Source organism: Methylophilus sp. UBA6697, from assembly GCF_002454655.1.
Taxonomy (GTDB): domain Bacteria; phylum Pseudomonadota; class Gammaproteobacteria; order Burkholderiales; family Methylophilaceae; genus Methylophilus.
Genome location: NZ_DKJH01000041.1, coordinates 43595 through 59399 on the forward strand (window position 1 = coordinate 43595; position 15805 = coordinate 59399).

17 protein-coding genes and 1 pseudogene are annotated in these 15805 nt (G+C 51.3%); 4 read left to right on the forward strand and 14 right to left on the reverse strand.

Going from position 1 to position 15805, the window contains the following annotated elements:
- From accC to cutA, 6 genes are all read right to left on the reverse strand, one after another.
- The gene (gene accC / locus B3355_RS10800) at positions 1 to 1350 is read right to left on the reverse strand and encodes an acetyl-CoA carboxylase biotin carboxylase subunit (RefSeq protein ID WP_019880676.1); all 1350 of its coding nucleotides are present in this window, start codon (positions 1348 to 1350) and stop codon (positions 1 to 3) included.
- Between the two features lie 125 nt (positions 1351 to 1475).
- Positions 1476 to 1928, reverse strand: a complete 453-nt coding sequence (gene accB, locus B3355_RS10805; RefSeq protein WP_292783692.1) for an acetyl-CoA carboxylase biotin carboxyl carrier protein — start codon at positions 1926 to 1928, stop codon at positions 1476 to 1478.
- A gap of 31 nt (positions 1929 to 1959) precedes the next feature.
- Positions 1960 to 2397, reverse strand: coding sequence for a type II 3-dehydroquinate dehydratase (gene aroQ, locus B3355_RS10810; protein WP_292783696.1), 438 nt, complete (start codon positions 2395 to 2397; stop codon positions 1960 to 1962).
- Between the two features lie 194 nt (positions 2398 to 2591).
- Complete coding sequence (locus tag B3355_RS10815; protein ID WP_292783698.1) at positions 2592 to 3125, reverse strand: TlpA family protein disulfide reductase; 534 nt, start codon at positions 3123 to 3125, stop codon at positions 2592 to 2594.
- Entirely contained in the window at positions 3118 to 4941 is a 1824-nt protein-coding gene (gene dsbD, locus B3355_RS10820; RefSeq protein ID WP_292783732.1) for a protein-disulfide reductase DsbD, read from the reverse strand. The genes B3355_RS10815 and dsbD overlap by 8 nt, the downstream gene beginning before the upstream one ends.
- Positions 4942 to 4954: 13 nt before the next feature.
- On the reverse strand, positions 4955 to 5290 hold the full coding sequence (gene cutA / locus B3355_RS10825; protein ID WP_292783701.1) for a divalent-cation tolerance protein CutA: 336 nt from the start codon (positions 5288 to 5290) through the stop codon (positions 4955 to 4957).
- 29 nt (positions 5291 to 5319) lie between these two features.
- Here cutA and B3355_RS10830 point away from each other — a divergent pair, with 29 nt between their 5' ends.
- Positions 5320 to 5775 (forward strand): FxsA family protein, encoded by a 456-nt coding sequence (locus B3355_RS10830; RefSeq protein ID WP_292783704.1) that lies wholly within the window; start codon positions 5320 to 5322, stop codon positions 5773 to 5775.
- Between the two features lie 21 nt (positions 5776 to 5796).
- Positions 5797 to 6807 carry a CDP-6-deoxy-delta-3,4-glucoseen reductase gene (locus tag B3355_RS10835; RefSeq protein WP_292783707.1) on the forward strand — a complete coding sequence of 337 codons (1011 nt, stop codon included), beginning with the start codon at positions 5797 to 5799 and terminating at the stop codon, positions 6805 to 6807.
- Between the two features lie 216 nt (positions 6808 to 7023).
- Here B3355_RS10835 and hemB read toward each other — a convergent pair whose 3' ends face one another.
- The 8 genes from hemB to rpe form a co-directional block, all read right to left on the reverse strand.
- On the reverse strand, positions 7024 to 8019 hold the full coding sequence (gene hemB / locus B3355_RS10840) for a porphobilinogen synthase (protein WP_292783710.1): 996 nt from the start codon (positions 8017 to 8019) through the stop codon (positions 7024 to 7026).
- Positions 8020 to 8033: 14 nt separating this feature from the next.
- Positions 8034 to 8822, reverse strand: coding sequence for an indole-3-glycerol phosphate synthase TrpC (gene trpC / locus B3355_RS10845; protein WP_019880689.1), 789 nt, complete (start codon positions 8820 to 8822; stop codon positions 8034 to 8036).
- A 54-nt stretch (positions 8823 to 8876) separates the two neighbouring features.
- Positions 8877 to 9392: a DUF3465 domain-containing protein gene (locus tag B3355_RS10850; protein ID WP_292783714.1), complete on the reverse strand. Its 516-nt coding sequence runs from the start codon at positions 9390 to 9392 to the stop codon at positions 8877 to 8879.
- Positions 9389 to 10417, reverse strand: coding sequence for an anthranilate phosphoribosyltransferase (gene trpD / locus B3355_RS10855; protein WP_292783717.1), 1029 nt, complete (start codon positions 10415 to 10417; stop codon positions 9389 to 9391). Before trpD ends, B3355_RS10850 begins: the two co-directional genes overlap by 4 nt.
- Positions 10417 to 10983, reverse strand: coding sequence for an aminodeoxychorismate/anthranilate synthase component II (locus tag B3355_RS10860; RefSeq protein ID WP_019880692.1), 567 nt, complete (start codon positions 10981 to 10983; stop codon positions 10417 to 10419). The genes trpD and B3355_RS10860 overlap by 1 nt, the downstream gene beginning before the upstream one ends.
- 1 nt (position 10984) lies before the next feature.
- The gene (gene trpE / locus B3355_RS10865) at positions 10985 to 12502 is read right to left on the reverse strand and encodes an anthranilate synthase component I (protein WP_292783720.1); all 1518 of its coding nucleotides are present in this window, start codon (positions 12500 to 12502) and stop codon (positions 10985 to 10987) included.
- Between the two features lie 158 nt (positions 12503 to 12660).
- Positions 12661 to 13374, reverse strand: coding sequence for a phosphoglycolate phosphatase (locus B3355_RS10870; RefSeq protein WP_047515662.1), 714 nt, complete (start codon positions 13372 to 13374; stop codon positions 12661 to 12663).
- 27 nt (positions 13375 to 13401) lie between these two features.
- Positions 13402 to 14109 carry a ribulose-phosphate 3-epimerase gene (rpe, locus tag B3355_RS10875; RefSeq protein ID WP_024930152.1) on the reverse strand — a complete coding sequence of 236 codons (708 nt, stop codon included), beginning with the start codon at positions 14107 to 14109 and terminating at the stop codon, positions 13402 to 13404.
- 227 nt (positions 14110 to 14336) lie between these two features.
- Here rpe and hemA point away from each other — a divergent pair.
- Together hemA and B3355_RS10885 are read left to right on the forward strand one after the other, a co-directional pair.
- Positions 14337 to 15414, forward strand: a pseudogene (gene hemA, locus B3355_RS10880) (glutamyl-tRNA reductase).
- 48 nt (positions 15415 to 15462) lie between these two features.
- Positions 15463 to 15805, forward strand: a 343-nt coding sequence (locus B3355_RS10885; protein WP_292783725.1) for a PCRF domain-containing protein, incomplete at its 3' end; no start/stop codon positions are given.

Sequence of the window (15805 nt, forward strand, 5' to 3'; positions counted from 1 at the left end):
TTATTTCGAGCTGATACCCAGCTTCTGCTCCAGATAGTGAATGCTGGTACCGCCTTGCTGGAAGGCCAAATCGGCCATCAGGTCAGAATGCAGCGCAGTATTGGTTTTGATGCCTTCAACATACATCTCAGACAAAGCCACGCGCATTCTGGCAATCGCCTGTTCGCGGGTCGCACCATGCGTGATCAGCTTGCCGATCATGGAGTCATAATGTGGTGGCACGGTATAACCGCCATAGACATGGGTATCCATGCGTACGCCAGGGCCGCCAGGCATATGGAAGCGGTTGATAAAGCCTGGGGAAGGCACAAAAGTGTACGGGTCTTCAGCGTTAATACGGCACTCAATGGCGTGACCATTCAAGACGATATCGCGCTGACGGAACGGTAATTTTTCGCCCGCAGCAATAAATATCTGTTGTTGCACCAGATCGATACCCGTGATCATTTCGGTCACGGTATGCTCCACCTGCAAACGTGTGTTCATTTCAATGAAATAGAACTCACCATTTTCGTATAGGAACTCAAACGTGCCTGCACCACGGTATTTAATCTTGCGGCACGCCTCTGCACAACGCTCACCAATCTTGTCACGGATTCTTTCCGTTAACAGTGGCGAAGGCGCTTCTTCGATGATTTTCTGGTGGCGGCGCTGCATGGAGCAGTCACGGTCACCCAGGTACACCGCGTTACCATGCTGGTCAGCCAATATCTGGATTTCAATATGGCGCGGATTCTCGAGGAATTTTTCCATGTAAACCATGGGGTTACCAAAAGCCGTTTGTGCTTCGGCTTTAGTCATATTCACCGCATTCAGCAACGCCGCTTCGGTATGCACCACGCGCATGCCACGACCGCCACCGCCACCAGCGGCTTTAATAATGACAGGATAGCCAATGCGTTTGGCCGTTTTCATGATTTCGGCCGGATCGTCGTTCAAGGCGCCATCAGAGCCTGGCACACAAGGCACGCCCGCTTTTTTCATGGCATCTTTAGCGGAAACCTTGTCCCCCATCAAACGGATGGTTTCGGCACGCGGGCCGATAAACACAAAACCACTTTGTTCAACACGCTCGGCAAAGTCTGCGTTTTCAGACAGGAAGCCATAACCAGGGTGAATCGCTTGCGCATCAGTCACTTCTGCAGCACTGATCACCGCAGGGATATTCAGGTAACTTTTAGCTGACGGCGCAGGGCCAATACACACAGACTCATCGGCCAATTTGACATATTTAGCATCGCGGTCGGCCTCAGAGTGCACCGCCACCGTTTTAATCCCCAGCTCACGGCAGGCGCGTTGCACACGCAAGGCTATTTCGCCGCGGTTGGCAATCAGTATCTTCTCAAACATTATTAACTCCGCGTCTCAATAGCCGCGTGGCTTGCAGCCACAACGCAATTTAACTTCGTTGTTGCGCTGCCTGCAGGCAGCTGGTCACCACGATTGGCAATCAGATTTTTTTCAAACATAGCGGATTAACCAATCAGGAACAATGGTTCGCCGTATTCCACTGGCTGGCCGTTTTCAACAAAAATCTTTTTAATCGTGCCGGAGAACTCGCTCTCAATTTCATTGAGCAGCTTCATCGCCTCAATAATGCACAAAGTATCGCCAGTGCTTACACTGCTGCCAACATCAACAAAGGATTTGGCATCAGGGGATGAAGCGCGGTAAAAAGTACCGACCATCGGTGATTTAACCACTTTGCCATCCAGCACTTCAGCCGGGGCAGCGGCAAGCGCAGCAGCTGGCGCGGCGGCAGGTGCCGCAACCGGGGCCGGGGCAGCCACATATTGTGCGACCGGCGCAACGCCAGGCGCCATGGCGCGACTAATACGTACTTTTTCCTCACCCTCGGTCAGTTCCAGTTCGGAAATCCCCGATTCCTCTACCAGATCAATCAGTTTTTTGAGTTTGCGTAAATCCATAAAAGCCTCGAATGTAAATGTTTTAATGTTATTAGAGTTGTTGGATGTAACGATATGCGGCGAAGTATCCCTCTGCGCCCAAACCGCAAATCACTGCGGTTGCGATATCGCTGAAATAAGAATGATGACGGAATGACTCGCGTGCATGCACATTCGACAAATGCACTTCAATAAACGGCACATTGACCGCAGAAAGGGCATCACGAATGGCAACGGAGGTATGTGTGAATGCCGCTGGATTGATAATGACATAATCAACGCGGTTCACGGAAAGTGCGTGTATTTTCTCAATGATCTCGGTTTCAGAATTACTTTGAAAAGTATCCAGACGCACCTGATCAGCGCGCGCCAAATCTTGCAAACGCTGATTAATGTCTGCCAGTGTTTGACTGCCATAATGCTGCGGCTCACGGGTGCCCAGCATATTTAAATTGGGTCCGTGAATCACCAGGATGGATTTGGTGCCCATTTCACACGCCTCTCATGGAGAAAAGTACAACCTTCATGGCGTCGAAGTTTGCCGAAGTTATTGCATTTTGTCCAGAGAAATTCGCAGTTTAGAGAAAATTGAAAGTCGCCAATTTAGCCGACAATTGAAGGAGTTTTGCAGCGAACAGGCGGTATTTGACCGCCTGTTCGCACTAGAAAAAAGCAAGAAAAACGCTACAACTTGAGTGCATTTTGCAGCATTTGGCGATTGACGCGGCCAAAGAAAATCTGCGTCACTTCGCCTTGCGCGGAGATCACCACCGTATAAGGCAACACACCTTTATGGTTACCCAATGTTTCAGCCAATGGCATGCCTTCATTCTCGGCTATCAGCAGGGGATAGCTCACGGGCGTGCTTTCTATAAACTCATGCACGGCGGCCGCTTCATCAATCGCCAGGCCCAATACAGCAATCTGAGGATGTGCACTGGCCAAAGCAGAAATCTCCGGCATTTCTTCGCGGCAAGGCTCACACCAGGTCGCCCAGAAGTTCAAAATAAGCGGCTTGCCTTTATATTGCGCCAGTGGATATGCTTTACCGCCATGATCGAACAGGGTGATGGCCCATACTGGCGCAATGTCAGCCGCGCTCGGCAATGCGGATTCTGTTGCCATAAACTGGTGGCGGTTAAGATATAACCAGCGAAAACCGCTGCCAAGCACCACCATCAATAAAACCGTCATGACCACGCGGGCAACATTACGCATGTGGTGACGCCTCCACTGGCTTTAACTTTAGCGCGCGGACGGTACGCACAAAGCGCTCAGCATCCTGATAGCCTTTAATGACCGGCTGCACGGCCTGACCCTGGGCATTGAAAAACACGATGCCGGGCGGCCCGAATAAGGCAAACTGTTTCAATAACGCCGCATCTTCGGCACGATTGTCTGTGACATCGGCCTGCAACAGTAATACGCCTTGCAATTCGGCCCGCACGGTGGGGTCGCTGAAGACAAACTGCTCGTACTCCTTGCAGGACACACACCAGTCAGCATAAAAATCCAGCATCACCGGCTGGCCATGGGCAGCCTTCAAGCGTTGCTCAAGTGCTTGCACGCTATGCACGCGCTCAAACGCCAATGGCTGCACACTGGCAGGCGAGCTTGCCATCAGGGCTTGTAATGGTTGTAGCGGCGAGCGCGCCCCTGACCAGGCACCAACGAGCAAGGCGATGCCATATAGCAGCAAGATGACCGCAAACCCTTTAAATAAGCGCTGTACCGTGCCCGCCGTGGCAGGTAATGGATCAATTGCCCGCAAATAAATCGCAGGCACAATGCAAAGTGCCGCCCATAACACCAATTGTGCTGCCACCGGCAAAATCGGGCTGATGACCCAGATCGCCACACCGAGCATTAGCACACCAAACAAACGTCGAATCGTATTCATCCACTCACCGGCTTTGGGCAATAATGTGCCCGCAGAGGCGCCGATCAACAACAATGGCACGCCCATACCTAAAGAAAGTGAAAACAAAGCCACTGCGCCCAGCGTGACATCATGGGTTTGGCTGATATAAAGCAGGGCACCCGCCAACGGCGCGGCCACGCACGGGCTAATAATCAGTGCAGAAATAGCGCCCATCAGAAAGTCGCTAAGCAAATGACCGCCTTTAAAGCGGTGGCTCCAGTTAAAAAAGTAATTCTCAACCGCGCTTGGCAACTTCAACTCATAAAAGCCAAACATCGAAAAGGACAGCACCACAAAAATCAACGCGCCCGTGATCAGAGCAGCGGGCGTTTGCAAAGCGTTGCTCAATAACTGCCCCGACAAACCTGCCGCAACCCCTGCCAGCGTATAAGTCAGGCACATGCCCAAGGTATAAGCCAATGACAGCGTGAAGGCTTTACCGCGCGAAACATGCGCATTTTTACCAACAATAATGCCGGACAGAATTGGAATCATGGGGAACACACAAGGCGTCAATGCCAACAACAAGCCCGCCCCGAAAAAGCCCGCAACAATCTGCCACCAGCGGCCAGAAGATAATAGTTTTCCGGAGAACTCCTCTTCAACAGGCGCAACGCCTGACGCAACAGATGTGGTGCTGCCAGAAGAAACCGCAGATCCAAAGGAGGCTGACTTGGACAAAGGTAGTGATTTGGTTTGCGGTGGATAGCACAAGCCTTTTTCACTACAGCCCTGATAGCGCACCTGCAATGTGTCAGGCGCGGCGCCCGTAAACGTGACCTCGGCTAAGCTGTCATGGTGAAATACCTGCTGCTCACCAAAATTAGGGTCATTTTTAGTTTCGCCCGCAGGCAATGTGATTTTGGCAGTGTCTCCGGCAGGCAACACCAATTGAATACGCTCACGGTATAAATAATGTCCCGGTGCCACGGTGAACTTGAGCTGTGCATGGCTGGCATCTACCAAGCCGGCCTCGACTTTAAACGCCTCATCGACGGGCAAGAAATCTTCGCTGCTATCTTCAGTAAACAGTTTTGAAAACTGCGACGCCGCATGCACGGGTGGCATGACGAGCAATAGCGCCACCAGCACGATCCAGCTTCTTAACCACATTGTCATCAACGATTTACTCCTGCACCCTTGTTTCTGCCGCCACCCATGCCAGATATTCTGGCAAACCCTCGTTCACATGGATGCCTACAATCTCCGGAAGTTCATAAGGATGCAGCATCCTTAACTTAGTCGCACAAGCAGCATAGCCCTGACAAGTCGTTTTGATGGTCAATCCAATCTCTTCCGCTTGCTCGACCTGCCCTTGCCAATGATAGATCGAGGTGACAGGACTTGAAATATTGACGCATGCCGCCAACTTCTCTGTAACCAGCGTCTGCGCGATATGCTCAGCACATGCCCTGTTCGGCACATGCGTAAACACGATTATAATTTCCTCTTTTGGCGTCACGGGCGCTGACTCACAGACAGGATTCTGACATGCGTTTTATCATCTTTGCTATTCTACTGGCTTTTCCGTTCCTGGAGATAGCCGTCCTGATTGAACTCAGCCAACGCTATGGCTGGTGGGTATTGGTCTACCTAGTCATTATCGGTTACCTGGGCTTGAAATTGATACGCAATGAAAAAGACCAGATTGCGGCACGCATGTTCCAGCAAATGGGGGCCGGTAGCAATCCGGTAGCCGCCATGTTTTCAACGGCCAGGAATATGTTTGCCGGTGTACTGCTATTGATCCCTGGCGTCATCAGCGATGTGCTCGCCGTCATATTGCTGCTGATTCCCGGCAACAATGCGGGCGTAGGCGCAACAGGCAATCAAAACAGCGCGCAGTATCGTGCCAGCGCCAACGACGAAGTGATTGAAGGCGAATTTACCGAAGTAGATGACAGCAAGCCAGCAGACAACGTGGTGCACTTACCTCGCAAAGATTAACCCGACAGAAAACAACGCCTTATGAATCGTGTCTTGATTGAAAACAGTGGTCATACTTTTGACGTACGCCCCAGCCAAACCGTGCTCGAAGCCGCCATTGAAGCAGGCATCAACCTGCCATACGGCTGCCGCAATGGCGCCTGCGGCGCCTGCAAAGGCAAAGTGTTGACCGGCAAAGTCATGCATGACGACTTTCAAGGCAATGCGCTGACCTATGCAGAACTAGCCGCAGGCCTGGCATTATTTTGCTGTGCGCGCCCACTAGAAGACCTGGTCATAGAATGCCGCCAGATCGACGCGGTACAAGGGATCAAGCCATGCATTTTACCGGTGCGTGTACAACACAAAGAACAACTGGGTGAGGACGTCATGGTGCTGCATTTACAGTTACCAGGCACCGAACAACTCACCTTTATGGCCGGGCAATATGTCGAATTCCTGCTCAAAGACGGCCGCCGTCGCGCCTTCTCCATCGCCAATGCGCCGCATGAACAAGGCTTTATCGAACTGCATATCCGCAAAATTGCCGGTGGGCATTTCACCGAGCAAGTGTTTAATGAAATGCCGGTGAAAACCATTCTGCGTATAGAAGCCCCACTAGGCAGCTTTTTCCTGCGCGAACAAAATGACAAGCCTATCATCATGGTCGCGGGCGGCACTGGGTTTGCGCCGGTTAAAGGCATGATAGAGCACATGATTTTTAATCAAATCCAGCGTCCTGTGTATCTCTACCGTGGTGCGCGCCAGGTCAGCGACTTGTATATGGACGAGCTTTGCCAGCGCTGGGCGCAGTTTATGCCGAATATTCAATATATCCCGGTGATTTCAGACGGCAATCATGGGGATGATTGGGATGGTCGTCGCGGGCTGGTGCATCAGGCAGTGCTGGATGATCATGCGGATTTGAGCGGGTTTGAAGTGTATGTGTGTGGCGCACCTGGTATGGTGGATATTGCCAAGCAGACGTTTGTGGAGCAAGGACTGCCGGAGGAAGAGTTTTATAGTGATGCGTTTACGTTTGCGCCGAAATAAGCTTGCTTCTTTCATGTGTTAAAAACACGGCTACAGCTAACTGTACTGATTTAGATTTTATGTGACTATTTGTTTCGCCTCTCGGCGAGTCANNTGTTCTTTGCCTTCTTTCTTATGGACAAGCATAAGAAAGAAGGTCGCCTAGAGGCGAAAAAAATCGGTCAAAAATTTACTTTAAAATAACGTGACCACCGACGAAAAGAGCGGGTTAAACAACTAATCCTTCAACCATCGCGCAATATCCATCGCATAATAAGTCAACACGCCATCCGCCCCGGCGCGCTTAAACCCAAGCATTGCTTCAAGCACACACGCCTTCTCATCCAGCCAGCCATTCTGTGCGGCGGCCTTGAGCATGGCGTATTCACCACTGACATGATAAGCATAGGTTGGCACACCAAACTCGTCTTTGACACGGCGTACAATATCCAGATACGGCATACCTGGTTTCACCATCACCATATCAGCGCCTTCTTCCAGGTCCAGCGCAACTTCTTTCAGCGCTTCGTCAGAGTTGGCCGGGTCCATCTGGTAATTGTATTTGTTGCTTTTACCGAGGTTGCCAGCGGAGCCAACCGCGTCACGGAACGGGCCGTAGAAAGCAGAGGCATATTTGGCGGAGTAGGCCAGTATGCGGGTATAGATATACCCGTGCTCTTCCAGCGCATCGCGGATGGCACCGATACGGCCATCCATCATGTCAGAAGGTGCGACCACATCGGCGCCTGCTTCTGCGTGGCATAAGGCTTGTTTGACCAGGACCTCAACAGTTTCATCATTGAGCACATAACCCGTGTCATCAATCAGGCCATCCTGGCCATGCGTCGTGTAAGGATCCAGGGCGACGTCAGTAATCACGCCCAGTTCAGGGAAGGCTTGCTTTAGGGCTTTGACCGTACGCGGCACCAAGCCATCCGGGTTGTAGGCTTCTTTGGCATCCAGGCTTTTGTATTGCTGTGGCACCACCGGGAACAAGGCCAGCGCCGGAATACCCAGTTTGACGCATTCTTCAGCCGTTTTAAGTAACACATCGATGCTTTGACGTTGTACGCCAGGCATGGATTTTACTTCTTCAATCTTACCTTCGCCCTCCAGCACAAATACCGGATAAATCAGGTCATTCACCGTGAGGACATTCTCGCGCATTAAACGGCGCGAGAAATCATCTTTACGCATACGGCGTGGGCGGATAGCGAGAAATTGATTACTCATGAGCGTCCTTTTCTTTATCCAAATACCCTGGCCAGTTCAGCGCCGGGATCGTCCTGACGCATAAACGCTTCACCCACCAGAAAACCATTCACGTCATGACTACGCATCAATGCGACATCTTCAGGCGTAAAAATGCCAGATTCTGTGACCACAAAGCGGTCCTCAGGGGTGTTTTCGAGCAAATCGAGCGTGGTTTGCAAGCTGACATCAAAAGTGCGCAGGTTACGGTTATTGATACCCAACAAAGGCGTTTCCAGTTGCAGGGCCAATTCCAGTTCATCAGCATCATGCACTTCTACCAGCACCGCCATGCCGAGGTTGTGGGCAGTGAGCTCCAGCTCACGCATTTGTGCCAACTCCAGCGCGGCAACAATCAGCAAAATGCAGTCAGCGCCCATGGCGCGCGCTTCATACACCTGATAAGGGTCGATCATGAAGTCTTTGCGCAGTACCGGCAGCTTACAAGCGGCGCGAGCTTGTTTTAAATAAGCTGCGGAGCCTTGAAAATATTGTTCATCTGTCAGTACGGACAAACAAGCGGCGCCGCCTTTTTCATAGCTTTTGGCGATTTCGGCCGGATTGAAATCCGCGCGAATAATGCCTTTGGATGGACTGGCTTTTTTAATTTCAGCAATCACCGCCGGTTTATCTGCATCGACCTTATCAACAATATTGCCGATAAAATCACGGCAATCAGGCTGATCCAGCGCTTCATCACGCATCGCATTCAGCGGCTTGATCGCTTGTGCCTTAGCGATTTCTTCGCGTTTGGTCGCTAAAATTTTATTTAAGATATCAGACATAATGTACTCGCATGTTTTATCGTTTAACTGTCAGCGCTATAGCGCTGACAAGGCTTATTCGTAAGTGTGACCCTGATGTTTAATCCAGCCATCTTGGCGACCCTGCGGATCATGATGCGTCCAGTGCATGATGCCACCTTTGGGGTTGTAAATATACTCGCCTTTAAAAGTCACCACATCACCTACGCTCAATGCTTCCACCCGTGGTGCCAGGTCAATATTATGCGCAAATAACAAGGTTTGTTCAGGCGAGATACTGACCAAAAAACGCTGGTGCCGGGCACCTTTGTTATCGTCAGGCAGCAGTTTTTTCACCACACCACTCCCCTCCAGCCAGACATGGCTTTTCTTTTGGGCAAAGGCCTGCTTAACGGCTGCATTGTCTTCCGCGGTCAGGCCAGAAGACAGTGATTGCAGGTTAAGCGTTTGAGCCGGTGATTTAACTTCAACGGCTGACTGCGGCTGATTGTTTGTACCATAGCCGCTTGCGCCCTGTTGCGACGATTGCTGACATGCAGCCAGCAAACAGACCAGCGCACAGAATTGTGCAATCAAGGCGTAGCGTTTCATGCCGCCTGGCTCAAGGCTTTCAGTTGTTGCAGTTTATTCAAGGCCGCGCCTGAGTCAATGGATTGCGCCGCTTGCGTCATGCCCGATGACAAATCATTTGCCAGGCCAGACACATAAATGGCAGCACCGGCATTCAGCAATACAATATCGCGCGCCGGGCCTTTTTCACCAGACAGCAAGCCCAGAATAATCTCGCTGGAATGCTGTGCACTTTCCACCCGGATGCTGTTGATGTCATGTAATGGCATGCCAAACTGAGCCGGGTTCAAAGTGTATTCACTGACTTGTCCGTCTTTGAGTTCTGCCACATAAGTGTCGGCAGAGAAAGAGATTTCGTCCATTTCATCCGCACTATGTACCACCATCACATGCTCGCTACCCAGCTTTTGCAAAGTCTGAGCCAGCAAGGGCACAAGATCGCGATGAAATACACCCATGACCTGACGCTTGGCACCGGCCGGGTTGGTCATTGGGCCTAACAAGTTGAACATGGTACGCACCCCAAGTTCACGACGCACGGGCGCGGCATACTTCATGGCGGCGTGATGATTTGGTGCAAACATAAAACCAATGCCTGCTTCATTGACGCAACGCACCACTTGCTCTGGCGTCAACGCGATATTCACGCCCAGCGCTTCCAGCACATCGGCAGAGCCGCTTTTTGAAGACGCTGCACGGCCACCATGTTTGGCTATTTTTGCACCCGCGCCGGCGGCAACAAAGGCTGATGCCGTTGAAACATTAAATACCTTGTTAGGCGCACCACCCGTGCCACAAGTGTCAATCAAATGACGCGTATCGCTGATATCCACTTTGCTGGAAAGCTCACGCATCACCTGCGCGGCAGCGGCAATTTCAGTGACAGTTTCGCCTTTGACGCGCAAAGCAGACAAAAAGCCCGCAATCTGGATCTGGGTAAACTCACCACTCATGATCTGCTGCATGATTTGCAGCATTTCTTCATGCGTGAAATCGGTATGGTCAATCAGTCGCTGCAAGGCGATTTTAGGCGTCATACTCACCATTAATAGCCCTTCAGGAAGTTATCCAGCAACTCATGTCCGTACTCGGTCAAGATAGATTCGGGGTGGAATTGCACACCTTCCACGGCCAGTGTTTTATGCTTGACGCCCATGATCTCGCCATCTTCAGTCCAGGCAGTGATCTCCAGGCAATCCGGGATGGTTTCACGCTCGATCACCAGCGAGTGGTAGCGCGTCGCGGTATAAGGGTTAGGCAGGTTCCTGAAGACACCGGTATTAGTATGGTGGATCAATGAGGTTTTACCATGCATCAGGGTTTTGGCCTTGATGATTTTGCCGCCAAAGGCCTGGCCGATGCTCTGGTGGCCCAGGCACACGCCCAGCAGCGGAATCTTGCCAGCAAACTCATGAATCAGTGGCACAGAAATACCTGCTTCATTCGGCGTACAAGGACCAGGGGAAATCACGATTTTCTCCGGCTGCATTGCTTTAATCTGTTCCAGCGTGATCTCATCATTGCGGTGTACATGTACATCTTGACCCAGCTCGCCGAAATATTGCACGAGGTTGTAGGTAAAAGAGTCGTAGTTATCAATCATCAACAACATATCAGGCTCCCTTTCCTGCATGGGTTTGAATATTGGCGGCTTGGTTATCCAGGCCGGCCTGCACCAGTTCGGCGGCACGAATCACTGCTTTGGCTTTATTTTGGGTTTCGTCCCACTCAGATTGCGGCACCGAGTCGGCCACAATACCAGCACCCGCCTGCACATAAAGCTTGTTGTCTTTAATCACCGCCGTACGGATGGCAATCGCCACATCCATATCGCCGTTAAAGCCTAAATATCCTACTGCGCCAGCGTAAATACCACGCTTGGAAGGCTCCAGCTCTTCAATGATTTCCATGGCGCGTACTTTGGGCGCGCCGGACACCGTGCCTGCAGTAAATGTCGCTTTAAGGACATCAATTGCATCCATGCCTGGCTTGAGCTGGCCTTCGACATTGCTGACGATATGCATCACATGCGAGTAACGCTCAATGGTCATATTGTCAGTGACTTTCACCGTCCCCGTCAGCGCGACACGGCCGACATCATTGCGGCCCAAATCCATCAGTTGCACGTGCTCGGCACGTTCTTTGGGGTCAGCCAGCAACTCGGCTTCCAGCGCCAGGTCATGATCGCGATTTCTGCCACGTGGGCGCGTACCGGCAATCGGGCGCGAAGTCACCGTGGTGTCTTCCAGACGCACCAGGATTTCTGGTGACGCCCCGACGACATGGTGGTCGTCCATGTCGTAATAGAACATATAAGGTGATGGATTGAGGCTGCGCAGGGCACGATACAGGCTCAGTGGCGATGCATCAAAGTCTTGCACCATGCGCTGGCTGAGCACCACCTGCATAATGTCGCCTTCGAGGATATATTGCTGGCCCTTTTTAACCGCCGCTTTGAAGTTTTCTTCACCAAACTCTGACACGGCCGGGGTTTTGCTGGTTGGCAAGGCTGCGGGAATCTCGACTTGTGTACGCAACTTCTCCAGCAAGGCATGCATGCGTGCGCAGGCGGTTTCGTAGGCATTGGCTTTAGCCGGGTCAGCGTAGACAATAAAATACAATTTGGCAGATAAGTTATCCACCACCGCAATTTCTTCTGACACCATCAGCAAGATATCAGGCACACCAATCGCATCCGGCTTTTTCTTTTTGCCCAAACGCTTTTCAATGTATTGAATGGTCTCGTAGCCAAAATAGCCCGCCAGGCCGCCGGTGAAACGTGGCAAGCCATCGTATGGCGGTGTTTTAAAACGGGCCTGGTAAGACTTGATAAAATCGAGCGGGTTTTGATCGGTGTGCGATTCAATGACTTGATCGCCTTGAATGACTTGCAGGACCTCATCACGCACGACAATGCGCGTGGTGGCTGGCAGGCCAATAATCGAATAACGACCAAAGCGTTCGCCGCCTTGTACGCTTTCGAGCAGGTAAGAGTAGGGTTGATTCGCCAGTTTCAGATACAGCGACAAAGGCGTATCCATATCGGCAAAGGTTTCCATCACTAGCGGAATACGGTTATAGCCTTGCGCCGCCAGCGCGTCAAATTCGGTCTTGCTCAAAGTGCTTAACATGATGCTTTTTTCCAGTTTGATTCGTTGAATGTGTCGCGCGCAAACGTCACGACAGCGTGGTGCAAATGGCGTACACCTGCGCGTGGGGCAGGGCTAGCCTCGCCACGAACGACGCCAGCTTAATACTGGCCAACTGGAAGAATGATGAGCACAAAACATCATGATATATGGGTAAATTTTTTGTTATGCCCGCTTAAGAGAGCAGGTAACTCCAGCAAATTCACCACTTCGGTGAGTTGCTGCACCGTGGCATCCACAGTGTTGGCATCAATCGCGCGACCCTGATTATACCCATAAGGCACGGTCACGACAAAGCACCCGGCTGCATGCGCGGCTTGAATATCGGTTTCAGAGTCACCGACCAGCATCGCTTCAGCTGGCAAGGTGTCTAGTTTTTGGCAAATATGCAACAGTGGTAACGGATCCGGCTTCTTCTTGGATAAGGTATCGCCAGATACCACAATTTCAAAAAAGTCAGCCAATCCGGCATGTTGCAACAAGGGCAGGGTGAATTTTTCCGGCTTGTTGGTCACACACGCCAGGCGATAACCTTGTTTTTTTAACTGTTGCAGTGCCGGTAACACCCCCGCAAAAGCCTGGCTGTCAGTGGCGTTGGCATCATAAAAGCCATGATAAAGCACTTGCGCACTGGCAAACTCTTGCTCGCCAGGCTCGCCATGCATGCTACTGGTCAAGCAACGCTTGATCAGGTTTTGCACGCCCTCACCAATATAGGTAGTAATTTGTGCCTGGGGTAACATGGGCTTGCCTAAAGCCACCAGCATACGGTTGGCGGCTTCGGCAATTTGCGGTGCGGTATCAAGCAGGGTGCCGTCCAGATCGAACATCACCACCCTGACTTGGAACCGCATATGAATTACCCTTGCAACGCTTTAAATTTAGACCGTTGCCAACGCAGCGCGTAACTGACTAACAATCGTGTCATAACGGTTAGGGTCAGTGTCTTTACCTGCACCAAACACAGCGCTACCCGCTACAAATGTATCGGCACCGGCTTTAGCAATGTCAGCGATGTTGTTCGCGTTCACGCCACCGTCCACTTCCAGCCAAATTTGACGGCCGGTTTTTTCAGTGTAAGCGTCAATACGTGCACGTGCCTGTTTCAGTTTGTCCAAAGTGGCTGGAATGAATTTCTGGCCACCAAAACCCGGGTTCACAGACATCAACAGAATCATGTCGACTTTGTCCATCACGTAGTCCAGGTAATGCAATGGCGTCGCTGGGTTGAATACCAGGCCAGCTTTACAGCCGCTGTCACGAATCAATGCCAGGCTGCGGTCGATGTGGTCAGACGCTTCCGGGTGAAAAGTGATGATATCAGCACCCGCTTTGGCAAAGTCAGGGATGATGCGGTCGACAGGTTTTACCATCAGGTGCACGTCGATCAGCGCGCCAGCGTTGTGAGACAACTCACGAATGGCATCACATACCAGAGGGCCAATAGTCAGGTTAGGCACGTAATGGTTATCCATCACGTCAAAGTGCACGATATCAGTGCCGGATTTGATCACGTTTTCGATTTCCTGGCCCAACTTGGCAAAGTTGGCAGAAAGAATACTTGGGGCGATGCGAAAAGTTTTGTCCATGCTGGTGTTCCGTAGGTTGGGTTCCGTGAATTAATCTAATAAAAATTTAGCAAAACCAATATTTTACCGCCAATTTGTGTCAAATTGACAGGATTCTTGCTTGTGGCGCGTGAATATAAGAAAATGTCGGCACTTTAGCCATGGATTTCAATTCCAAACGCCCATGAACTGTTTGCAAGCGCCGATTTGTTTGTCTTTTCACCCTGTCCCGCAGGTAAAATAGCGCCATGCAACTGTATACCATTGGTGTCAACCACACCACCGCCCCCATTGCCATCCGCGAGAACGTTGCGTTTAACAACGACACCTTGCCGCATGCGCTGGCGGATCTGGCCCGACACAACGTGGCAGAAGTGGCTATTTTATCGACCTGCAACCGTACAGAAATCTATGTGCAGTCTATCCGCCCCGAGGTCGTCATTGACTGGCTGGCTAACTACCATCGTCTGGAAGCCGACAAGCTCTTACCTTACACCTACACCTTAAGCAGCCACGAGGCAGTGAAACACGCTTTTCGCGTCGCCAGCGGCCTGGACAGCATGGTATTGGGCGAGGCGCAGATTCTGGGACAATTCAAGCAGTCGGTTAAAATTGCGCAAGATTCTGGCACCCTGGGCACCATGCTGCACAAATTGTTCCAGCGCACCTTTGAAGTGGCCAAAGAAGTGCGTACCAATACCGACATTGGCGGCAGTTCGATTTCGATGGCCGCTGCTGCCGTTAAACTGGCACAGCGTATTTTTGGTGACCTGAGTTCACAAAGCGTGCTGTTTATCGGCGCCGGTGAAATGATAGAGCTCTGCGCAGATCACTTTGCCGCCCAAAAGCCGAAAAAAATCACCGTTGCCAACCGTACCCTGGAGCGTGGTGAACAACTGGCAGAGAAAATTCGTGGCCAGGGCCTGAACGTACAGGCGATTTTGCTCAATGACTTGCCCGAGCGCTTTCCAGAATTTGACATTGTCATCACCAGCACTGCCAGCCAGTTGCCAATCGTCGGCCTCGGCATGGTAGAGCGCGCGATTAAAGCACGTAAGCACCGGCCGATGTTTATGGTNNCGCGAAGCGGTGCCTACTATTAAAGCCTTGCGCGACCAGATAGACACGGTGCGCAAAGCCGAGCTGGAAAAAGCCCTCAAATTGCTGCAAAAAGGCGAAAGCCCGGAAAAAACACTCGAAGCCCTCAGCAATGCACTGACCAATAAATTTCTGCATGGCCCCAGCCATGCACTAAACAATAGCCAGGGAGATGCTCACGCCCACATGGAGCACCTGGTGAAACAACTCTTTCAAATCAAAGAATAATTTTTTCAAGATTGGCAGCCGCCAATCTTTGAATATTAGGTAAACACAATGAAACCAAGCATGCTGCAAAAACTCGCTAACTTAAGCGAGCGCCTCGAAGAACTCAACCGCCTGCTCAGCAGCGAAGGCGTGACTGACAACATGGATAACTACCGTAAGATCATGCAGGAACATACGGAAATTACGCCTATTGTTGAGCAATACCATATCTACATCCAAACCGAGTCCGACCTGAAAGAGGCGCATGCCATGCTGGCCGACCCGGAAATGAAAGAATTCGCGCAGGAAGAGATCGACAGCGGCAAAAAACGCCTGGAAGAAGTCGAGCTGGCTTTGCAGAAATTGTTGTTGCCCAAAGATCCTAGCGACGACAAAAACATCTTCCTTGAAA